Origin of the sequence: Microbulbifer sp. SAOS-129_SWC (assembly GCF_039696035.1) — a bacterium.
Classification (GTDB): Bacteria; Pseudomonadota; Gammaproteobacteria; order Pseudomonadales; family Cellvibrionaceae; genus Microbulbifer.
The window spans coordinates 4,560,923-4,580,742 of record NZ_CP155567.1 but is presented as its reverse complement, the minus strand read 5'-3'; the positions used below and the strand labels follow the sequence as shown (position 1 = coordinate 4,580,742).

At 63.2% G+C, this 19,820-nt stretch carries 21 protein-coding genes; 11 read left to right on the top strand and 10 right to left on the bottom strand.

The annotated features are described in order from the left end of the window. Window positions 1-24 precede the first annotated feature (24 nt). The 6 genes from pstC (at window position 25) to ABDK11_RS19555 (ending at window position 5,971) form a co-directional block, all read left to right on the top strand. The gene (gene pstC / locus ABDK11_RS19580) at window positions 25-1,404 is read left to right on the top strand and encodes a phosphate ABC transporter permease subunit PstC (RefSeq protein WP_346838218.1); all 1,380 of its coding nucleotides are present in this window, start codon (window positions 25-27) and stop codon (window positions 1,402-1,404) included. Continuing rightward, entirely contained in the window at window positions 1,397-2,695 is a 1,299-nt protein-coding gene (gene pstA, locus ABDK11_RS19575) for a phosphate ABC transporter permease PstA (protein ID WP_346838217.1), read from the top strand. Before pstC ends, pstA begins: the two co-directional genes overlap by 8 nt. Before the next feature lie 295 nt (window positions 2,696-2,990). Beyond that, window positions 2,991-3,731 carry a phosphate ABC transporter ATP-binding protein PstB gene (pstB, locus tag ABDK11_RS19570; RefSeq protein WP_346840220.1) on the top strand — a complete coding sequence of 247 codons (741 nt, stop codon included), beginning with the start codon at window positions 2,991-2,993 and terminating at the stop codon, window positions 3,729-3,731. Window positions 3,732-3,758: 27 nt separating this feature from the next. Continuing rightward, window positions 3,759-4,460: a phosphate signaling complex protein PhoU gene (gene phoU / locus ABDK11_RS19565; RefSeq protein WP_346838216.1), complete on the top strand. Its 702-nt coding sequence runs from the start codon at window positions 3,759-3,761 to the stop codon at window positions 4,458-4,460. A 98-nt stretch (window positions 4,461-4,558) separates the two neighbouring features. Continuing rightward, window positions 4,559-4,885 carry an antibiotic biosynthesis monooxygenase gene (locus ABDK11_RS19560; protein ID WP_346838215.1) on the top strand — a complete coding sequence of 109 codons (327 nt, stop codon included), beginning with the start codon at window positions 4,559-4,561 and terminating at the stop codon, window positions 4,883-4,885. A gap of 261 nt (window positions 4,886-5,146) precedes the next feature. After that, on the top strand, window positions 5,147-5,971 hold the full coding sequence (locus ABDK11_RS19555) for a putative porin (RefSeq protein WP_346838214.1): 825 nt from the start codon (window positions 5,147-5,149) through the stop codon (window positions 5,969-5,971). A 144-nt stretch (window positions 5,972-6,115) separates the two neighbouring features. Here ABDK11_RS19555 and ABDK11_RS19550 read toward each other — a convergent pair whose 3' ends face one another. Next, entirely contained in the window at window positions 6,116-7,402 is a 1,287-nt protein-coding gene (locus ABDK11_RS19550) for a M48 family metalloprotease (protein WP_346838213.1), read from the bottom strand. A 66-nt stretch (window positions 7,403-7,468) separates the two neighbouring features. Here ABDK11_RS19550 and ABDK11_RS19545 point away from each other — a divergent pair, with 66 nt between their 5' ends. From ABDK11_RS19545 to ABDK11_RS19530, 4 genes are read left to right on the top strand one after another with little or no spacing between them, the layout of a single operon-like run. After that, the gene (locus ABDK11_RS19545; RefSeq protein ID WP_346838212.1) at window positions 7,469-7,948 is read left to right on the top strand and encodes a DUF4265 domain-containing protein; all 480 of its coding nucleotides are present in this window, start codon (window positions 7,469-7,471) and stop codon (window positions 7,946-7,948) included. Window positions 7,949-7,971: 23 nt separating this feature from the next. Beyond that, window positions 7,972-8,751, top strand: a complete 780-nt coding sequence (gene yaaA, locus ABDK11_RS19540; RefSeq protein ID WP_346838211.1) for a peroxide stress protein YaaA — start codon at window positions 7,972-7,974, stop codon at window positions 8,749-8,751. Continuing rightward, complete coding sequence (locus ABDK11_RS19535) at window positions 8,748-9,374, top strand: DUF938 domain-containing protein (protein WP_346838210.1); 627 nt, start codon at window positions 8,748-8,750, stop codon at window positions 9,372-9,374. The genes yaaA and ABDK11_RS19535 overlap by 4 nt, the downstream gene beginning before the upstream one ends. Further along, window positions 9,367-9,726: a hypothetical protein gene (locus tag ABDK11_RS19530; protein ID WP_346838209.1), complete on the top strand. Its 360-nt coding sequence runs from the start codon at window positions 9,367-9,369 to the stop codon at window positions 9,724-9,726. Before ABDK11_RS19535 ends, ABDK11_RS19530 begins: the two co-directional genes overlap by 8 nt. Before the next feature lie 69 nt (window positions 9,727-9,795). Here the strand turns inward: ABDK11_RS19530 and phoR are convergent, their stop codons facing one another. The 4 genes from phoR to ABDK11_RS19510 all read right to left on the bottom strand — a co-directional run bounded on the left by phoR (window position 9,796) and on the right by ABDK11_RS19510 (window position 13,413). Continuing rightward, window positions 9,796-11,094 carry a phosphate regulon sensor histidine kinase PhoR gene (phoR, locus tag ABDK11_RS19525; RefSeq protein ID WP_346838208.1) on the bottom strand — a complete coding sequence of 433 codons (1,299 nt, stop codon included), beginning with the start codon at window positions 11,092-11,094 and terminating at the stop codon, window positions 9,796-9,798. Window positions 11,095-11,128: 34 nt separating this feature from the next. Then, window positions 11,129-11,833, bottom strand: coding sequence for a phosphate regulon transcriptional regulator PhoB (phoB, locus tag ABDK11_RS19520; RefSeq protein WP_346838207.1), 705 nt, complete (start codon window positions 11,831-11,833; stop codon window positions 11,129-11,131). A 91-nt stretch (window positions 11,834-11,924) separates the two neighbouring features. Further along, the gene (gene ubiA, locus ABDK11_RS19515; protein ID WP_346838206.1) at window positions 11,925-12,806 is read right to left on the bottom strand and encodes a 4-hydroxybenzoate octaprenyltransferase; all 882 of its coding nucleotides are present in this window, start codon (window positions 12,804-12,806) and stop codon (window positions 11,925-11,927) included. Between the two features lies 1 nt (window position 12,807). After that, complete coding sequence (locus tag ABDK11_RS19510; RefSeq protein ID WP_346838205.1) at window positions 12,808-13,413, bottom strand: chorismate lyase; 606 nt, start codon at window positions 13,411-13,413, stop codon at window positions 12,808-12,810. Window positions 13,414-13,584: 171 nt separating this feature from the next. Between ABDK11_RS19510 and ABDK11_RS19505 the strand changes: the two genes are divergently transcribed. Further along, a complete protein-coding gene (locus tag ABDK11_RS19505) occupies window positions 13,585-14,886 on the top strand; it encodes a dicarboxylate/amino acid:cation symporter (RefSeq protein ID WP_346838204.1) in 1,302 nt (433 codons plus the stop codon). A gap of 36 nt (window positions 14,887-14,922) precedes the next feature. Here the strand turns inward: ABDK11_RS19505 and ABDK11_RS19500 are convergent, their stop codons facing one another. The 5 genes from ABDK11_RS19500 to recG all read right to left on the bottom strand — a co-directional run bounded on the left by ABDK11_RS19500 (window position 14,923) and on the right by recG (window position 19,815). After that, window positions 14,923-15,597 carry a hypothetical protein gene (locus tag ABDK11_RS19500; RefSeq protein WP_346838203.1) on the bottom strand — a complete coding sequence of 225 codons (675 nt, stop codon included), beginning with the start codon at window positions 15,595-15,597 and terminating at the stop codon, window positions 14,923-14,925. 168 nt (window positions 15,598-15,765) lie between these two features. Beyond that, complete coding sequence (locus ABDK11_RS19495; RefSeq protein WP_346838202.1) at window positions 15,766-16,443, bottom strand: hypothetical protein; 678 nt, start codon at window positions 16,441-16,443, stop codon at window positions 15,766-15,768. 214 nt (window positions 16,444-16,657) lie between these two features. Next, complete coding sequence (locus ABDK11_RS19490; protein WP_346838201.1) at window positions 16,658-16,798, bottom strand: hypothetical protein; 141 nt, start codon at window positions 16,796-16,798, stop codon at window positions 16,658-16,660. Between the two features lie 72 nt (window positions 16,799-16,870). Further along, window positions 16,871-17,554, bottom strand: coding sequence for a hypothetical protein (locus ABDK11_RS19485; protein ID WP_346838200.1), 684 nt, complete (start codon window positions 17,552-17,554; stop codon window positions 16,871-16,873). Between the two features lie 167 nt (window positions 17,555-17,721). Continuing rightward, window positions 17,722-19,815: an ATP-dependent DNA helicase RecG gene (recG, locus tag ABDK11_RS19480; protein ID WP_346838199.1), complete on the bottom strand. Its 2,094-nt coding sequence runs from the start codon at window positions 19,813-19,815 to the stop codon at window positions 17,722-17,724. Between the last annotated feature and the right edge of the window lie 5 nt (window positions 19,816-19,820).

The window sequence follows — 19,820 nt, the reverse complement described above, 5'->3', positions numbered from 1 at the left end:
ACAACCTCTGGTCTGAGCGAATCGATGCAAACCTCCACCCTCTTCGCCCTGTTGCTGTTGCTGGTGCTGGTGGCCTATGGCACCGGCTTTACCCGCGCGGTCACCGCCGCCCGCGGTCGCGGCGGCCTGCGCAGCCTGGCGGCGCTGCCGAGTTATTACGGCCTGCACACGGCGATCTGGTGTGGCCTGCCGGCGCTGCTGCTGTTGGGTGGCTGGCTGCTGCTCGACGATGCCATCATCCGCGCGCTGGTGCTGCACGGCGTTGCCGACAAACCGGACACCGTCGCCGGGCAAAACCTGCTCTACGCCAAGGTCCAGAACCTCGCCGCCGGCCACCTGCTGGGCGAGCCGACGGCACAATTGCAGGCCGCCGCCGACCATTTCACGGCGCTGCGCCAGCGCGGCAATATACTGCAAGCGGCGCTGACGCTGCTCCTCGCCATCGGCCTCGGCGCCTTTGCGCTGCTGCGCTTCTCGCCGCAGCTGCGCGCGCGCGAGAAAGTGGAATCGATCCTCAAGGCGGTGCTGATCGCCTGCGCCTGCGCCGCCATCTTTACCACCGTCGGCATCCTGCTGTCGGTGCTGTTCGAATCGCTGCGCTTCTTCCACGCGGTGCCGCTGACCGAATTCCTGTTCGGCCTGCACTGGAGCCCGCAGATGGCGCTGCGCGCCGACCAGGTGGGTTCCAGCGGTGCCTTCGGCGCCGTACCGCTGTTTACCGGTACGCTGATGGTGTCGGCAATCGCCATGCTGGTGGCGGTGCCGGTGGGCCTGATGTCGGCCATCTATCTGGCGGAGTACGCCAGTGCGCGGGTGCGTTCGCTGGCCAAGCCGGTGATCGAGATCCTCGCCGGCGTGCCCACGGTGGTGTACGGCTTTTTCGCCGCCCTGACCGTGGCACCATTCATCCGCGATGCCGCCGCCGCCGTGGGCCTGCACGCCTCCAGCGAGAGCGCGCTGGCGGCGGGCCTGGTGATGGGCGTGATGATTATTCCGTTTGTGTCGTCGCTGTCCGACGACGTGATCAACGCGGTGCCACAGTCGCTGCGCGACGGCGCCCTCGGCCTCGGCTCGACCAAATCGGAAACCGTGCGCAAGGTGGTGATTCCGGCCGCCCTGCCCGGCATCGTCGGCGGCGTGCTGCTGGCGGTATCGCGGGCCATCGGCGAGACCATGATCGTGGTCATGGCCGCCGGCATGTCCGCCAACCTGACTGCCAACCCGCTGGAATCCGTCACCACCGTCACCGTGCAGATCGTGACCCTGCTGGTGGGCGACCAGGAATTCGACAGCCCCAAGACACTGGCTGCCTTCGCACTGGGCCTGATGCTGTTCTTGTCCACGCTGGTGCTCAACTTCATCGCCCTGCACGTCGTGAAAAAATATCGGGAACAGTATGACTGATTCGACCAGAGACAACGGCCAGCCGAGCGTGCGCGCGCGCATCGAGCAGGGGCTGGCACGGCGCCACCGCCAGGAAAAAATCTTCCGCGCGCTGGGTATCGCCAGCATCGCGTTTGGTGTGCTGGTGGTGGCAGTGCTGTTTGCCGATATCATCGGCAAGGGCAGCGGCGCGCTGTGGCAGACCGCGATCGAGCTGAAGGTCGACTACGACCCCGCGGTGCTCGGCATCGACAAGGTCGATCACGAAAGCCTGGCCTGGGCCAACTTCACCGGCATGATCCGCAAATCCCTGCGCGCGCACTTCCCCGATGTCAGCGGTCGCAGCGCCAAGCGCGAGCTCTACTCGATCGTGTCCAGCGGCGCACCGTTTACGCTGCGCGATCGCCTTGAGGAACACCCGGAACTGCTGGGCAAGAGCGAGACGGTGTGGCTGGCCGCCGACGACGATGTGGACAACTTCGTCAAGAGTCTCGACGGCGACAAAGACAGTTTTGCCGGGCGCACCTCGGAACAGATGGCCGGCTGGATCAAGTCGCTGCTGGCCAGCGGCGAGCTGAAACAGCGCTTCAATACTGCTTTCTTCACCCACGGCGATTCGCGCGAGCCGGAACAGGCCGGTATCCGCGCGGCGCTGGTGGGCTCGCTGTTGACGCTGCTGGTGACCCTGACGCTGTCGTTCCCGATCGGGGTGGCCGCGGCGATTTACCTCGAGGAATACGCGCCCAAAAACCGCTGGACCGACCTGATCGAGGTCAACATCAACAACCTCGCCGCGGTGCCGTCGATCGTATTCGGTCTGCTGGGGCTGGCGATCTTCATCAACTTCTTCGAGCTGCCGCGCTCGGCGCCACTGGTCGGCGGCCTGGTGCTGACACTGATGACGCTGCCGACCATCATCATCTCCAGCCGCGCGGCGCTGAAGGCGGTACCGCCGTCGATCCGCGAGGCGGCTATGGGTATGGGCGCCTCGCGCATGCAGGTGGTGTTTCATCACGTGCTGCCGCTGGCGATGCCGGGCATGCTCACCGGCGCCATCATCGGCATGGCGCAGGCGCTGGGCGAGACCGCGCCCCTGCTGATGATCGGCATGGTGGCGTTTATCGTCGATGTGCCGGGCGGCGTCACCGACCCGGCCACGGTACTGCCGGTACAGATTTTCCTGTGGGCCGACAGCCCCGAGCGCGCTTTTGTCGAGCGCACCTCTGCCGCGATCATGGTGCTGCTGAGCTTCCTGATAGCGATGAACGGCGCCGCCGTGTGGCTGCGCAAGAAACTCGAGCGCCGCTGGTAGTCTGACCACCAAACTTGCCAGCTGGGCGCGGCGGCGTTGTTCGGGGCCGTATGAGGCAGGGATGCCGCTTACGAGCGTACATGGATGTATTCACCTTGTGCCCCGAACAACGCCGCCCCACCCAGCCTCGCACCGCACCGCGAGTGCTAAGATAACGGGATTGTTTATGAACACCATGACCCTAGACGCCGGCGCCGCAGCGCCCGCGCAACCCGCAACACCGGAACAAGAGACAGTGGCAACCCAGGTCAAAGAAACCGTCGGCCAGCCGTTCTGCGATGGCGCCAAGTTGAGCATGCGCAACGTGAATGTCTTTTACGGCGAGGCCCAGGCGATTCACGATGTGAGCCTGGACATCGGCCGCAACGAGGTGGTGGCGATGATCGGCCCGTCCGGCTGCGGCAAGTCCACCTTCCTGCGCAGCATCAACCGCATGAACGACACCATCGAGGGCTGCCGGGTCGAGGGCGACCTGACCCTCGATGGCGAGCCGATCTACGGCCCCAAGGTCGATGTGGTACCGCTGCGCGCGCGTGTGGGCATGGTGTTCCAGAAACCCAACCCGTTCCCCAAGTCCATCTACGACAACGTCGCCTACGGCCCCAAGATCCACGGCATCGCCAGCCGCCGCGCGGAGCTGGATGAAATCGTCGAGGACAGCCTGCGCCGCGCCGGCCTGTGGAACGAAGTGAAAGACCGCCTCGACAAGCCCGGCACCGGCCTGTCCGGTGGCCAGCAGCAGCGCCTGTGTATCGCCCGCGCCATCGCCGTGAGCCCCGAAGTGATCCTGATGGACGAGCCCTGCTCGGCGCTGGACCCGATCGCCACCGCGCGTATCGAGGAGCTGATCGACGAGCTGCGCGCGAAGTACACCATCGCCATCGTCACCCACTCGATGCAGCAGGCCGCGCGGGTCAGCCAGCGCACCGCCTATTTCCACCTGGGCCGCCTGGTGGAGGTGAATGATACCGAGACCGTCTTTACCAACCCGCAGCACGCGCTGACCGAGGCCTATATCACTGGCCGCTTCGGCTGAGGCCCCAATTCCCTGAGAACAACCGCCATGGAAATGAATTTCGACCAACATATCTCCCGCCAATTCAACGAAGACCTCGAAAGCATCAAGACCGAGATGCTGGAGATGGGCGGCCTGGTCACCCAGCAGGTGGCCGACGCGGTGGAGTCCCTGGCCAACGCCGACAGCGAACTGGCCGAGAAGGTGCTCAAGATCGAGGAAGAGATCGATCGCCGCGAAATGGCGTTGGACGAGCATGCGACGCTGATCATCGCCAAGCGCCAGCCGGCCGCCTCCGACCTGCGTATGGTGATGTCGGTGATCCGTATCGCCCGCGACCTGGAGCGGATCGGCGACGAAGCCAGTAAGATCGCCAAGATGGCTATCGCCCTCACCGACGAAGGCACCGCCCCGCGCGGTTACACCGAGATCCGCCATATCGCCGATGCAGTGCGCAAGATGCTCAACGATTCACTCGACGCCTACACCCGCTTCGACGTGCGCTCCGCCATGGAGACCCTGGCCAAAGACGAACAGGTGGATATGGACTACCGCACCGCGGTGCGCGAGCTGGTCACCTACATGATGGAAGATCCGCGCAGCATCTCCCGCGTGATCAACGTGCTGTGGTCACTGCGTTCACTGGAACGTATCGGCGATCACGCCAAGAATATCTGCGAGCAGGTGGTGTACCTGGTCGAGGGTACGGATATCCGCCACGGCAACGAGGACAACCTGCGCAAGCTGTGAGCCGGATTACACCAGAGCAATAAAAAAGGCCGCTGCAAGCGGCCTTTTTTCTGCTCTACACTTTACCGCGAGACAGACCGTGATTAGGGAGTTGCGCCGTGAAGTACCTCTTTGAAGTCCATATCAAGCCGGGCCACACCGCCGAGCAATACGCCGATGCCTGGGTGCGCGCCTCCGAACTGATCCAGCGCGCTCCCGGCGCCCGCGGTACCGAACTGCACCGCAAGATCGGCGACCCGAACACCCTGATCGCCATTGCCAGCTGGCACAGCAAGGCCGAGCGCGATGCGATGGAACAACAGCACGATCCGGATATCGCGGCGATTATCCGCAGTGCCGCGCCGTTTGTGGAGATTCGGCCGCTGGGTGAATTTGAGGACCCCGAGTGGGTGGTGATGCCGTCCTCTTCCGCGCCGCAGTGCTGATTGCCGCTGCTTCGTTTGCAGATACTTTATATAGATTATCACCTCCATCCTCGCCGGCCGCGGACAGTGGCTGTATTTCGTGACATTCGTTACATGTTTTTTATCGTAAACCTCGAGTGAACCGCTACACGGCTCTTTTTATCGCAGCCACCGCATTTTTTATCGATAGATGGAGAAAGCCGGTTCAATGCTTGTCACAAAGCAGGTGATTGCCGGAGGTGGGCAGTCAGTTTGGAAAAGTTATAAAACAAGGAAATTTCAATGAAACTGAAATTTGTTTTCGCCGTGCTGCCGGTGGCAGTTCTTTCGATATCCGCATCAGCCGAAGAATATCGATCCTTTTCGCAGGCCGCATTTTCCCAGACCAGTCGGCAATACAATCTCTCCGGTTGGGATTCTACGTATAAGACAGAAAATTATAACCTCGGATCAACCTATTATTTCGGCCCGCGGGTGACGGAGGGACCGCTTAATGAATTCGAATATATCAATAGAATCAGTAATGTCTACGGCGGCTATTCCAGGGACGATTCTGATACGGATATCGGAACGGCCGGCGGCGAGTATTATACCGGCAACCTGATGTTCGGTGGCGAAATTCAGAATATAAAGGGCGGCAACTTCTACACTGCGGCTGCCGGCTATTTTTTCAATCCAGACCTTTTGGTAAAGCTTGAAAGCTATACTTATGAGGGCGACACCACTTTCTTTGCCGACGCGAAATATAATTATCAACTCAATGGTACCGATTATCTCGGTTTTCATTTCAGGACGGACGACCAGTTTCATCTCCCGTCATTTTCATCTAAATATTTCAAGGATCTCGGTGATGATCACTACCTAGCCTTGAATTTTTCCCTGATTGACCCCGACGACAACGACAGCAATTTCTCCGCGCGGGCCGATTACTACTTCAGTAAGGTCACATCTTTCGGCGTGTATGCCTCGAATCAAAAAGATTATGGGATTGGGGTATCGCATTTCTTTAATCGAAATGTCGCGCTTCAGTTCAATTACGGCACCAGCGGTGAGGGCTTTTACGACAGCTACGACAAATACTCGCTGGGGTTAACTGTGCAGATGTGATGCGAGTTTCGCAACGAAAAAAGGAGCCTCGCGGCTCCTTTTTTCGTTGCGATTATATGTCCGGATTTTCCTGGTCCTGCCAATCGCGCCGGACTTCTCTATTCCGGTGGTGAATCGTTGCAATCACTGGTTTTTTCTTACCGCTTACCCCTGCGCACCTAGCGCTTCCATACGCGCCTGCGCCTTGGTGCCGATATCGCCGCCGGACTGGGCGGCGGTCTGGTAGTGGCTGTAGGCGTCTTTGTTATCGCCCTGACGTTCGTACACCTGGCCCAGGTAGTAGTGCGCATAGGGCGTTTCCAGGTAGCCCAGTGAGCGGTTCAGGTCGCGCTCGGCATCGCTATAGTGCTTGAGCTGGGCGCTTACCACACCGCGCTTGAGCCAGTTGGAAAACAGTCCCGGGTTCTTCTGCACGGCGCGGTCGTATGCTTTGTAGGCGTTCTGGTACTGCTTCTTCTGCGTCAGCAGGTCGCCCTCCAGCGCGTAGAAGGCGGCCTCTTTCGGCTGCTGCTGCTGGGCGCGGCGTACCAGGCTGAGGGCGCGGTCGTACTGTTTGTCACCGACTGCGGCCACCGCCTGGTCGTAGGTCTTGTAGGCGTCGGCGTCGCGTTTCAGCTGGGCGATGGCTCGCTGGTAGGCGGCGCGGTTGGTGGCGCCGCCCCTGGGCAGCTGTTTGGCGTGTTCGATATTGGCGTCGACCCGCGCCTGGGACGGCGGGTGGCTGGCGAACAGTGCCTGCAGGCCGGCGGCCTGCTTGCCCTTGGACAGCTTGACGAACTCCTGCTGCAGGCGCACCGCGCCCTGCGGGTCGTAGCCGGCCGCGGCCATGTACTTCATGCCGTACTGGTCGGCCTCGGACTCGTTGGCGCGGCTGTAGTGGGCGATATACGCATTGCCGCCGAGTTGGCCACCGAGGCTGATCAGGTCGCCGTAGCCGGTGTCCTTGGTGGTGGCGCCGAGCACTGCCAGGCCGGCACCGAGCAGCTGTTGCTGGGACATGGCGGCGGCGGAGTGGCGTGCGGCGGCGTGCACAATCTCGTGGCCGAGTACGGCGGCCAGCTCCGATTCGTCATCGAGCATGGTCAACAGACCGCGGTTGACCGCGATCTTGCCGCCGGGCAGTGCCCAGGCGTTGGGCACCGAGTTGTTCAGCACCACGAACTCGTACGGCAGCCGCGGCTGGTCGGAAACCCGCGCCAGCTTCTGGCCCACGCGGTTGACGTAGTCCTGCAGCGACTTGTCGAGGATGTACTTGCCGCCCTGTTCCTGCTGGTTGATCGGGTACTGCTGCGCGCCCAAGGCCAGTTCCTGGCTCTGCGACATCAGCGACAGCTCCTTCTTGCCGGTCACCGGGTTGACGGCGCAGCCGGCCAGCAGCGCGAAAGTAGCGGCCATGGCTATGGAGTGGATTTTGAACGTGCGCGAGATCATCGCTGCCTCCCTGTATAATGTTCGGTCTTATAGAGATTCATTTTACACAGTCCGGGGAGCGAGGTTATGACGGCACTGCAGATTATCGAATTGTTTGCCGGTACCAATGCGGATGGCGAGCCAGTGGTGGAGCGGATGCAGGTGCGCGTCAACGAGGACGACAGCTGCCAGCTGGTGCGCTCGCCGGCGTTTATCAAGGGTATTGCCAGCGGCGATACCATCAAGGTGGACCGGGAAAAGCAGGCGTTCGAGCTGCTCAAGCGCTCGGGTAACCTGGCGGTGCGTGTCTTCTGCCGCAACAACAGCACCGCATTGTCCGACCAGCTGACGCCGCAGCTGGAAAAGCTCGGTGGCGAGCTGGATATGGAGAGTCCGCGCCTGCTGGTGTACAGCATTCACGTCAGCTGCGGCTTCGCCAATATCGAGAAAATCCTCAACAGCGTGTGCGACGGTGCCAACAGTGTCTGGTACTACGGCAATGTCTACGATCCGCAGGACGGGCAGACACCGCTTAACTGGTGGCAGGATATCCTCAAACCCGAATAACCCCAGCGCAGATAAGGTTTCCGATGTTAATTGTTATCTCCCCGGCCAAGACGCTCGACTACGACAGCGAGATCCCCGATCTCGACACCACCCAGCCGGACTTCCTCAAGGATTCCGCAGCCTTGATCAAGGAACTGCGCGAAATGAGCCCGCAGCAGGTCTCCGCGCTGATGAAGATCTCCGACAAGCTGGGCACGCTCAATTACGACCGCTTCCAGCAGTGGAAGCGCCCGTTCAACGACCGCAATGCCCGCCCCGCCCTGCTGGCATTTAAGGGCGATGTTTACACCGGGCTCGCGGCCGAGACACTGAAAAAGCGCGACTTCGCCTATGCGCAGAAACATCTGCGCATGCTGTCCGGCCTCTACGGCCTGCTGCGGCCGCTGGACCTGATGCAGCCCTACCGGCTGGAAATGGGCACCAGATTCGCGAACACGCGCGGCAAAAACCTGTACGAATTCTGGGGCGAGCGCATTACCGATGCATTGAATGCGCAGCTAAATGCACTAAAAAGTCGCGAACTGGTCAACCTTGCGTCAAACGAGTACTTCAAGGCGGTGCAACCCAAAGTGCTCGATGCCGACATCATCACGCCGCACTTCAAGGATTTGAAAAACGGCCAGTACAAGATGATCAGCTTCTTCGCCAAGAAGGCGCGCGGCATGATGAGCCGCTGGGCGATCGACCAGCGCATCAAGCAGGCCGCGCAACTGAAAGACTTCGATGTGGCCGGTTACCGCTACAACGCGCAGCTGTCGAAAGGCAGTGACTGGGTCTTCACTCGCGACGAGGCGCCGGCGTGAGTGACGCCCGACTGCCGGACGCACCGGCCTGCGCGCGCAACCGCGAGCCGATTCTGGCGCAGCTGCAACGGCTGTTTGCCGGTGCCGCCAAGGTGCTGGAAATCGGCAGCGGCACCGGCCAGCACGCGGTGTACTTCGCCCCGCGCCTGCCGCAGTTGCAGTGGCACACGTCCGAGCGCGCCGAACACCTTGCCGGTGTGCGCGCGTGGCTGGCGCAGTGTCCGGCGCCGAACCTGCACGCGCCGCTGGCGCTGGATGTACGCGGCGAGTGGCCGCCGCTTTCGGTCGACGCTATTTTTAGCGCTAACACGCTGCATATTATGTCCGCGGCGGCGGTGGAGGCGCTGTTCCGCCAGTTGCCGCGGGTGTTATTGCCCGGTGGCCTGCTGGTGGTTTACGGTCCGGTGAAGATCAACGGTGAATTCGTCGGTCCGAGCAACGCGGACTTTGACCGGATGTTGCGCGAGCGGGACCCAGCCAGTGGTATCCGCGAGCTGGAGTGGCTCGACGGCCTGGCCCGCGCTGCGGGCCTCGTGCGCGAGGAATTGAATTACCTGCCGGCCAGCAACCAGTTGCTGGTATGGCGCAGGGTGAGTGAAACGGAGGGGAGCAGTAATGCCTGAGTGGTTTCAAATCGGTGTGGTCATGGTCTTTGCCGTGGGCGCGGTGTATTTCTTTGCCAAGTATCGCGAGACCGCCGGCCAGCTGGCCGAGAGCGAGCGCATGAAGACGCGCCTGTCCAACGACCTCAACCGCTACCGCGACGTGCCGCGCCTGCGCAAACTGCGCGATGCGCTGGTCGGCGCCGACCCCCTGCCGGTGGACGACGAGGGGCGCGAACACCTGCTGCTGCGCGACGGCGACCTGCAGCTGCACCACGTGATCCTGCGTCGCCAGTGCAATGCGGTGGGCGAAGGCGAGAGCGTGACCTACGTTAAAAACGGCGAGGAAGTGGCGCTGGGCGAGCTGGAATAACTCGCCCCGGTTATTGGTTCCCGACCCATCGCCGGCGCCTACCGAAGGAAGCTGTATACGGGTGTGCAATCAGGCCGCGGTTTCCGATACCAGCTTGCGCGGCGGGAAGTGCAGCGTGAAGGTACTGCCGCGGCCGGGGGTGCTGTCCACGGTCATCTCGGCGCCGTGGCGCAACAGCACGTGCTTGACGATGGCGAGCCCCAGGCCGGTGCCGCCGCTCTCGCGCGAACGGCCGGCGTCCACGCGGTAGAAGCGCTCGGTCAGGCGCGGGATGTGGATCGGATCGATACCGATACCGCTGTCCTTGACCGCGAAGTGGCCGCCGCGGCCGTCGACCCACCAGCGCAGCTGTACCGCGCCGCCGGCGGGGCTGTACTTGACCGCATTCAACACCAGGTTGGCAAAGGCGCTGTGCAGTTCCGTGGCGTCGCCGATCAGCGCGCTGTCCTGTTCGCACTCCACACTGAATTCGTGGCGCCCGCCACTCAGCGCGCGCGCCTCGCGCACCAGCCGCTCCACCAGTTCGCGTACGGCGATTTTGTCGCGACCGCTGTCGCGCTCGGAAGTCTCCAGCCGCGACAGCAACAGCAGGTCGTTGACCAGCGTGGTCATACGCTCGGCCTGCTCGTGCATCTGGGTCAGCGGTTTGGCCCAGCCGGGCGGCGCCTGGCCGCTGGCCTCGAGGGTTTCCAGATAGCCGGCGATGACGGTCAGCGGCGTGCGCAGTTCGTGGGAGACGTTGGCAACGAAGTCGCGGCGCATCTGCTCCAGATTGTGCAGGCGGGTGATATCGCGCACGATCACCAGCGCTTCGTCGCGGCCGAAGCGCGTTACCTCCAGCTGCAGGATACGGGCGTCGCTATAGGGGGCGCGCATGGTCAGCGGCTCCGATTTGCTGCCCTGGCTGTGCATGTAGCGCACGAAACCCGGATCGCGCACGAAGTTGACCAGCGGCTGGCCGACGTCGTCGCTGCGCAGGCCCAGCAGCTCACCGGCGGCCGGGTTCCACCAGGCCAGATTGCCGTCGTCCTCCAGCGCCACAATGCCCTCGCGCAGTGCGCTGGTGCTGTCCTGCACCCGCCGCAGCATCGCATGCAGCTTCTGCTTTTCGCGCCGGTGGCGGCGCTGGATACGGTAGAAATCGTCGGAGATATCGCCCCAGATGCCGAAGTTGGTCGGCGCCGGACCGCGGCGGCCATTGCTGAGCCAGCGGTCGAAGCGGGTCTGCTGCAGGAATACCCACACCAGATAGACCCCCAGGCCGAGGATCAGCGTGAGCTGCCAGCGATCGGTAACGAAACCGAAAATGGTGCAGCCGAGAGCGATGATAACGAAGCGCGAAAACTCGCCGATACTGCGGTCCAGCATAGTCGTGCCGTTTTATGCGGATTTGCGCGCGATCTTACACTCTTTCGGCGGTCTGCACAGAAAAGCGATAGCCGGTGCCACGCACCGTCTGGATATAGCGGTCGTGACCGTCTACGGCCAGTGCCTTGCGCAGGCGGCGGATATGCACGTCGACGGTGCGCTCCTCCACATAGACATTGCCGCCCCAGACGTGGTCGAGCAGCTGGGTGCGGGTGTAGGCGCGCTCCTGGTGCGACAGGAAGAAGGTCAGCAGGCGGAACTCGGTCGGTCCCATCTCCACCGCCTGGCCGTTGATGGTGACCCGGTGACTGAGCGGATCCAGCACCAGGCCGCCGGCGGTCAGCGGTTCCTCGGGCTGGCTGGGGCCGGCGCGGCGCAGCACCGCCTTGAGGCGTGCCACCAGTTCCCGCGGCGAGAAGGGTTTGGTGATGTAGTCGTCGGCGCCGGTCTCCAGCCCCTTGATCTTGTGATCTTCCTCGCCCTTGGCGGTGAGCATGATGATCGGCAGGGTGGAAGTGAGTTCGTCGCGCTTCAGGCGGCGCGCCAGTTCCACGCCGGACACGTCGGGCAGCATCCAGTCGAGCAGGATCAGGTCGGGCCGCTCGTCGATGACCAGCGCGTGGGCTTCTTGGGCGTTTTCCGCCTCGATACAGCGGTAGTCCGCCATTTCCAGTGCGACCCGCAGCATATCCCTTACTGCGGCCTCGTCATCGACGATCAGAATCGTTTTACTTTGCATTTGCCTGCCATAGCCTACTTCCAATACCGATTATTTAACGGCATTTCAGTGACAAATATATGACAGGATGCGGCCGCCCCCAAACCCGGGGTCAGTTGATCAGGTAGTGGCAAAAAATTCCGCCAAAAACCGATGCGCCGACCCAGTTGTTGTTCAGGAATGCGCGAAAACAGGCATCGCGTTGCCGATCGCGGATCAGCCACTGCTGGTAGCCGAACAGTGCCGCGGCGCCCGCCAGGCCGCTGTAGTAGACGGCCCCCAGCTCGAAGCGCGTGCCGATCAGCAGCAGCGCGAACAGTACCAGCAGCTGCAGCATCCCGGTCATGGCGCGATCGAGTTCGCCGAACAGTATCGCGGTGGATTTGACCCCGATCTTCAGGTCGTCATCGCGGTCGACCATGGCGTAGAAGGTGTCGTAGGCCACGGTCCACAGCAGGTTGGCGGTGAACAGCAGCCAGGCCTGCGGCGGCACTGTGTGCTGCACTGCCGCGAACGCCATCGGGATGCCCATGCTGAAGGCGGCCCCCAGCACCACTTGCGGCAGGTTGGTGTAGCGTTTGGCGAACGGATAGCAGAAGGCCAGCGCCAGTGCCGGCAGCGACAGCAGAATGGTCAGGCGGTTGGTAGTCAGCACCAGCAGCAGCGACACCAGGCTGAGGCCGAGAAACAGCTGTACCGCGCCGCGCGCGGTGGCCGCGCCGGTGGCCAGCGGCCGCGCGGCGGTGCGTTTGACGCTGCCGTCGATGCGCCGGTCGGCAAAGTCGTTGATCGCACAGCCGGCGGCCCGCATCAGTACCACACCGAGCGTGAACACCGCGAACAGGTGCAGGCCCGGCCAGCCTTTTGCCGCCAGCCACAGCGCGCACCAGGTCGGCCACAGCAGCAGCAGCGAGCCGATGGGGCGGTCGAGTCGGGCCAGCTGCCAATAGGGTTGCAGCGTTGGCCAGTGCCGATTCAGTTGTTGGCTGATCACGTTATTCCCCCGTTACTGGTTCCGTGCCGGCGCCGCTGCGGGCGAACGGTGCCGCCTGCGGGCGGAAGGCGCTGAGGAAGGCCTCCGCCACCAGCAGCGGCTTGTCCCGCAGCCAGAAAATCGAGCGGCGCCCCCAGGCGCTGTCGCCCTCCCCGGCCAGTTCGCGCAGATCGCTGCGCGGATTGCGTTTGAGGCGGTTGAGCAGAATCGGACCGCGGTGGATGTCCGCTTCGCCGAACAGCAGCTCTCCCAGTGGCCGCTCATCGAGGCTGCGCAGGTAGCGCGACCTGCCCTGCAGGCTGCGCAGCGGCAGCACGCTGCGGGCATAGACCCACGGCTGGCCACGGCCGCACAGCAGCACCTCACGCACCAGTGCGCGGCTGCGCTCGCGCAGCCCCAGCGCGCGGCGCTCCTCCGGGCTCGGCTGCAGCCAGCGCTGCTGCAACACCTGGACTCGGAACTGGTTGTCGCTCTGGTGCTTGAGCGCCGCGGTCAGCGAACCGGGGTGCTGCAGCCACGGCAGCAGCACCGTGGGCGGCTGCTGGTGCAGGGATTCCAGCGGCTGGGCCAGCCAGTCGCCATCGGGCACAAAAGGCGAGTGATACAACGCAAACTCCGCTGTGCAAAAGCCGCTATTGTACCCGCTGGGCGGCGCGGTGTAAGGATTGTCAGCGCGCGGGGTTTTGCCCAAGCACGCGGCTGCCGATATAGTGGCGGTTTGCACAAAATAATTGCGGCAGCGCCGCGCCCCGCCTACTTGCTGGAGAATCGAATCACTATGGGACTCACCACCCGCATCCTGATCGCAATGCTGCTTGGCATTGTGGTTGGTGTTCTGTTCAATTTCTTAAATGTCAGTCAGGTACTGGGCGCCGGCGCTACCAGTTTTATCCACAACTATCTCACCGGCGGCCTGTTCGATGTGGTGGGGCGTATCTTCATCGCGTCGCTGAAACTGATGGTGGTACCGCTGGTGCTGGTTTCGCTGGTCTGCGGGGCCTGTGCGCTGTCCGAGGGGCATCGCATCGGGCCGCTGGCCGGCAAGACACTGTTGCTGTACCTGTTGACCACCGCCCTGGCGATCTCGCTGGCACTGTTGGTGGCGATGGTGGTCCAGCCGGGCGTGGGTGTGGATATGAATCTGGCCAAGGGCGCCACCTTCGAGGCCAAGGCGTCGCCGCCGCTGTCCGACGTGCTGGTGAATATTTTCCCCACCAATCCGATCGAGGCGATGGCGCAGGGCAATATGCTGCAGATTATCGTCTTCGCGCTGCTGCTGGGTTACGCGGTGGCCCGCTGCGGTGAGCCGGGCAAGCGCATGGCGGCCTTCTTCAATGACCTCAACGAGGTGATTCTGCGCATGGTGGGCGTGCTGATGGTGTTCGCGCCCTACGGTGTCTTTGCGCTGCTGGCGAAAACCTTTGCCACGCTGGGATTCGATTTCCTGCTGCAGCTGGGCAAGTACTTCCTGGTGGTGCTGTCCGTGCTGCTGCTGCACGCGCTGGGGATCTACTCGCTGTTGCTGAAACTGCTGTCGGGGCTGAACCCGGTGGAGCTGTTCAAGAAGATGCGCCCGGCGATGGCGTTTGCGTTCAGTACCGCCTCGTCCGCAGCCACCATCCCGGTCACCCTGGCCACGGTGGAAAAGCGCCTGGGGGTCGATAACAAGATCGCCGCCTTCACCGTGCCGCTGGGAGCGACCATCAATATGGACGGCACCGCGATCATGCAGGGCGTGGCGACGGTGTTTATCTCGCAGATGTACGGGATCGATATCGGCCTGACCGGCTACCTGACCGTGATCCTGACCGCGACCCTGGCCTCGATCGGCACTGCCGGGGTGCCGGGTGTGGGCCTGATCATGCTGGCGATGGTGCTGCAGCAGGTGGGCCTGCCGCTGGAGGGCATCGCGATTGTCATGGGTGTGGATCGTCTGCTGGATATGGCGCGCACGGCGGTCAACATCACCGGTGATTCGGTGGTCAGTGCGATTGTGGCCAAGAGCGAGGGCGCGCTGTCGGTGGAAACCTTCAACGACCGCAATTACGAGAGTGTGGCCAACAACAGCGGAGGCCACTGAAGTACTGGCCCCCCGCGCAGTCGGGGGGCCACCCCATCAGCCGGCGGCCAGGTCCCGCAGCTCGTCGGCTTCGAGATCGTCCTCGATCTTGTCGATGATCCCGTCGACCATCTTCGACAGCGCCAGCTTGATCGCCGACTCGGTGGTGTTTTTCGCCGCGCCGCCGTTGCGCGGCGACTTCATCTCGTATTCCTCACTGATATGCAGCCCGCTGAGATCCACCTCGCGCGCGGCCACAGCGCTGCCCGCAGCGTTGTACAGCTGGTAGCGGAAGTGCCCGTCGATCTTCACGGTGCCGCGCTCCAGGTCGTAGTCTGCCCCGGACTCCAGGTCGCTGAAGTTCTTGATCACCTTGAGCTTCATCTGGTCGTGCAGGCTCAACATGCCCTCGCGGCTGACCAGCGGCACCTGCTGGTCGACAAAGTGGGCGCGCAGGCGCGTGTCCAGCTCCTGCTGCAGGTAACTGCGGTAATTCTGTATGGCGGCGTCCTTGATCTGGCTGAGGCTGTGATTTTTGCCGATGGCCGACAGCAGGGACTTCAGGTCAGTGCCGCTGACTGGCATGGGCACATCCATCTCAATCTTGGGCGGGGCAATATCCAGAGTGGGAATCGGCGCGTCGTCGCCGAACAGCGCGGCGTGTGCCGCGCCGGTCATGGATAGGGTCAGCAGGCCGGCCAGCGCCAGCCGGCGGGGTAGGAATTTCGTCACCGTTCTCTCCCTGATCTTATTATTGAAGTGGCGAATCTGTTTCGCTCTTTGGTTATATCAGAGCTTACAGGCTGCCACTTGCGCTAATTCAGGGCAAAATTTTTCGGTGACTGGTTGGTCTATTCACCTTTTCGTGAAATGTGACACCGATAGGTTAGTGCTGTCGTGTTAACCGGCTGAGACCAGATCGCGCAGGGCGTCCGCGTCCAGCTGATCTTCGGTGCGATCCAGCAACTCCTCCACCATCTCCTGCAGTGCGCGGCTGATGGCATCATCGGTGGTGTCTTTGCCGACACTGCCGGCGATTCGCTCGATCTGGTATTTCTCGCGCACGTGCAGGTCAGCGATGTCCACACTCTGCTCCCGCAATGGCGTGCCGGTCGGGTTGTCGAGGCGCAGGTGGAAGCTGCCGCTCAGCGTCACATAGCCTTTTTCCACCTGTTTGCCGCCCGAGTTTTGCATATTGTTGAGCTGCTTGCTGACATTGATATCGAGGAAATTGCGCAGCATCAGGTTACCGCCCTGCTGTACCAGCGGCACGTGTTCGTCAGTGAACCGCGCTTGCAGTTGCGTGTGCAGGCGGCGCTGCAGTTCTGCGGTGAACTTGCGTGCGGCCTTCTCCTTCAGCGCGCTGAGGCCATTGCCGCTGCCGGTCTGGGCGAGCAGTTTACTCAGGTCCTCGCCCTGCACCGGCATGGGCACGTCGAGGGCGATTTCTGCCGGTGTCAGTGTGATGCTGGGATTTTTCTCATCACCGCCGAGGCCGAACATGCCCGCGGAGGCGGTTTGAGCGAACAGAAACAGCAGGCCGGCCGCGAGGCCGCTGCGCAGAGGTCGTTCATTCACGAGACTCTCCCTGAGTGCTCTCAATTTTTAGAGTTATTTGATCGTCGCTGACGCCATCGCTGAAGTGGCCGTTCCAGTGTCAGCAATGTCAGGCTGCCACCGCCGGCGGGAGAGCGCAAAATTATTGATGACCGCGAGAGCGGATGCAGTTCTGGGGGTGGACTGTTTGGTCAGGTATCGGCGAAGCGCGGGCGTTCTGCGACAGCGGGGTGCTTTACGGCAATACGCCGTGACTGGCGATGGAGCTGCACCCGACCCGGCCGCGCAGCGGGTGCAGCGGTGCGCGGCCCGGGCGCTCGGGATTCTCGATAATCATCAGGCTGGCATTGGGCACGTCGACCTCCACCTCGATCACCGTGGCCGCTACCGGCGCCTGACGAAATCCCGTTTTCGTGAAATGTGATAATGAAGGGTGACCGGTGCCGTGCTAGCCGGCCGTCACCAGGCTGCGCAGGGCGTCTGCGTCCAGCTGATCTTCGGTGCGATCCAGCAAATCGTCCACCATCTCCTGCAGTGCGCGGCTGATGGCGTCATCGGTGGTGTCGCTGCTGATACCGCCGGCCATTCGCTCGATGCGGTATTTCTCGCGTACGTGCAGATCGGCAATGTCCACACTCTGCTCCCGCAATGGCGTGCCGGCCGGGTTGTCGAGGCGCAGACGGAAGTTGCCGCTCAGCGTCACGTAGCCCTTTTCCACCTGTTTGCCATCGGCGTTCTGCATGTCGTTGAGCTCTTTGTTGACCCTGATATCGAGAAAATTGCGCAGGGTCAGGTTAGCCTGCTGCTGTACCAGCGGCACCTCTTCGTCGGTGAACCGCTGCAGCAGTTGCGCGTGCAGACGGCGCTGCAGCTCGGCGGTGAACTTGCGTGCAGCCCTGTCTTTTAGGGCGCTGAGGCCATTGGCGTGGCCGTTATTGGCGAGCAGTTTGACCAGCTCTTCGCCCTGTGACGGCACCGGCACGTTCAGCGCAATTTCGGCGGGCGTCAGCGCGATGCTGGGATTTTTCTCATCGCCACCACCAAAGCCGAACAGGCCGGCAGCGGCGGCGGTGTGGGTAAACAAAAACAGCAGGCCGGCCGCGAGGCCACTGCGAAGAAATTGGTCATTCACGAGACTCTCCCCCTGAGAACTCTAACTACGGAGTGTTATCGGTATGGTTTTGACGTCATCGCTGAGCTGGTTATCTAACCGCTAATAGAGGCAGGCTGCCACTACCGCTGGCAGAGCGCAATACGATTCGTGACTAAAAAACGATTTTGTCCCAGGTAGGGGGCGGGTCAGGCTTCGGCGAAGCGCGGGCGGTTCTGCAGCCAGCGCGCTACCAGCCGCTGGCGCTCGCGCTGCCCCAGCGTCGGGGCCGAGGCGATGCGCTGCACCTGTGGCAGCAGGTGGGCATCGCGCTGCAGGTCGGCGACGCGGTGCTGGATTTCACCGGTCTGGCGGGTGCCGAGGATTTCACCGGGGCCGCGCAGACGCAGGTCCTCCTCGGCGATGGCGAAGCCGTCGCTGTGGCTCCTGAGTGCCTGCAGGCGCGCGCGACCGTTTTGCGACAGCGGCGTGCCGTACAGCAGTACACAGTGACTGGCGATGGAGCCGCGCCCGACCCGGCCGCGCAACTGGTGCAGTTGCGCCAGGCCGAGGCGTTCCGGGTTCTCGATAATCATCAGGCTGGCATTGGGCACGTCGACGCCCACCTCGATCACCGTGGTGGCCACCAGCAGATCGACTTCGCCGGCCTTGAAGGCGTTCATAACCCGCTCTTTTTCGTCCGGCTTCAGGCGCCCGTGCACCAGCGCGATGCGCACATCCTGCAGTGTCTCGGCCAGCTCGCTGGCGGTGGTCTCGGCGGCCTGTGCCTGCAGCGTCTCGGATTCCTCGATCAGCGTGCACACCCAGTACGCCTGGCGCCCCTCGGCCACGGCACCCTGTACCCGCTGCATGACCTCCTCGCGACGTTCGTTGGAGATGGCCACGGTGTTGATCGGCTGGCGCCCCGGCGGCAGCTCGTCGATCACCGAACAGTCCAGGTCGGCGAAGGCGGACATGGCCAGCGTGCGCGGGATCGGTGTCGCGGTCATGATCAGCTGGTGCGGCTGCAGGCGCCCGCCGCTCGCGTCGGCGGCGCCCTTCTCGCGCAGTTCCAGGCGCTGGCGCACGCCGAAGCGGTGCTGTTCGTCGATGATCACCAGTGCCAGGTTGTGGAATACCACTTCGGGCTGGAACAGTGCGTGCGTGCCCACTACCAGTTGCGCCTCGCCGCCGGCGACGGCAGCCAGCTGTGTGCGGCGCTCGGCGGTCTTGAGGCTGCCGGTCAGCTGCGCCACACCGATTCCCAGCGGCTCCAGCCAGCCGCAGAAGTTGCGCCGGTGCTGTTCGGCGAGAATTTCCGTGGGCGCCATCACCGCCACCTGGGCGCCGCTGCCGATCGCCTTGAGTGCGGCCAGCGCCGCCACCAGTGTCTTGCCGGCGCCGACATCGCCCTGCAGCAGGCGCATCATCGGGCGCGCGGTGGCCAGGTCGGCGGCGATCTCGGTGCACACGCGCTGCTGGGCGCCGGTCAGGGCAAATGGCAGGCGGCTGAGAAAGTCCCGTTCCAGCGCCGCGTTGGCCGGCAGTGGCGGTGCGCTGACAGCGGAGTTCTCGCGGCGCAGTTCCAGCAGGCTCAGGTGGTGGGCGAGCAGTTCCTCCAGCGCCAGGCGCTGCTGCGCCGGGTGCATGCCCTCGGCCAGCTGCGCCAGGTCAGCGCCGGCCGGCGGTTGGTGCAGGTAGCGCAGCGCGCCGGCGAGCGGATAGTCCATGTCGCGCGGCAACAACTCTACCGACAGCAGCTCCTCGACGCCGCCGCGTTCGAGCATCTCCAGCGCCTGGTGCATCAGCCCGCGCAGGCGGATCTGGCTGACGCCCTCGGTCAGTGGGTAGACCGGGGTCAGGGTATCCGGCTGCGGTGAGGTCTCTTCGCCGACGATTTCGGTTTCCGGGTGGTACAGCTCCAGGCCCGAAGCGCCGCGGCGCGCCTCGCCGTAACAGCGCAGGCGCACGCCGCGGGCGAAGCGGTTCTTCTGCGCGGCGGTGAAGTGAAAAAAACGCAGGGTGATGGTGCCGCTGCCGTCCTGCAGTCGCACGACTAAACTGCGGCGGCGGCCGAAGACGACGTCGGCGGCGCGCACCTCACCCTCGATGACCGCGTCCACCCCCGGCAGCAGCGCTGCCAGCGGCACCACGCGGGTGCGGTCCTGGTAGCGCAGCGGCAGGTGGAACAGCAGATCCTGCACCGAAGCGATATGCAGTTTGGCCAGCACCTGGGCGAACTTGTCGCCCACGCCCTTCAGCGCGGTGATCGGCTGATCGGCCAGGTTTCCCGCGTCGCTCACCGCTG

Excerpts from the sequence above, each read along its gene's own strand:
- pstC (WP_346838218.1), top strand. The coding sequence starts at position 25 with ATGCAAACCTCCACCCTCTTCGCCCTGTTGCTGTTGCTGGTGCTGGTG.
- pstA (WP_346838217.1), top strand. The coding sequence starts at position 1,397 with ATGACTGATTCGACCAGAGACAACGGCCAGCCGAGCGTGCGCGCGCGC.
- pstB (WP_346840220.1), top strand. The coding sequence starts at position 2,991 with ATGCGCAACGTGAATGTCTTTTACGGCGAGGCCCAGGCGATTCACGAT.
- phoU (WP_346838216.1), top strand. The coding sequence starts at position 3,759 with ATGGAAATGAATTTCGACCAACATATCTCCCGCCAATTCAACGAAGAC.
- ABDK11_RS19555 (WP_346838214.1), top strand. The coding sequence starts at position 5,147 with ATGAAACTGAAATTTGTTTTCGCCGTGCTGCCGGTGGCAGTTCTTTCG.
- ABDK11_RS19550 (WP_346838213.1), bottom strand. The coding sequence starts at position 7,402 with ATGATCTCGCGCACGTTCAAAATCCACTCCATAGCCATGGCCGCTACT.
- ABDK11_RS19545 (WP_346838212.1), top strand. The coding sequence starts at position 7,469 with ATGACGGCACTGCAGATTATCGAATTGTTTGCCGGTACCAATGCGGAT.
- yaaA (WP_346838211.1), top strand. The coding sequence starts at position 7,972 with ATGTTAATTGTTATCTCCCCGGCCAAGACGCTCGACTACGACAGCGAG.
- ABDK11_RS19530 (WP_346838209.1), top strand. The coding sequence starts at position 9,367 with ATGCCTGAGTGGTTTCAAATCGGTGTGGTCATGGTCTTTGCCGTGGGC.
- phoR (WP_346838208.1), bottom strand. The coding sequence starts at position 11,094 with ATGCTGGACCGCAGTATCGGCGAGTTTTCGCGCTTCGTTATCATCGCT.
- phoB (WP_346838207.1), bottom strand. The coding sequence starts at position 11,833 with ATGCAAAGTAAAACGATTCTGATCGTCGATGACGAGGCCGCAGTAAGG.
- ABDK11_RS19505 (WP_346838204.1), top strand. The coding sequence starts at position 13,585 with ATGGGACTCACCACCCGCATCCTGATCGCAATGCTGCTTGGCATTGTG.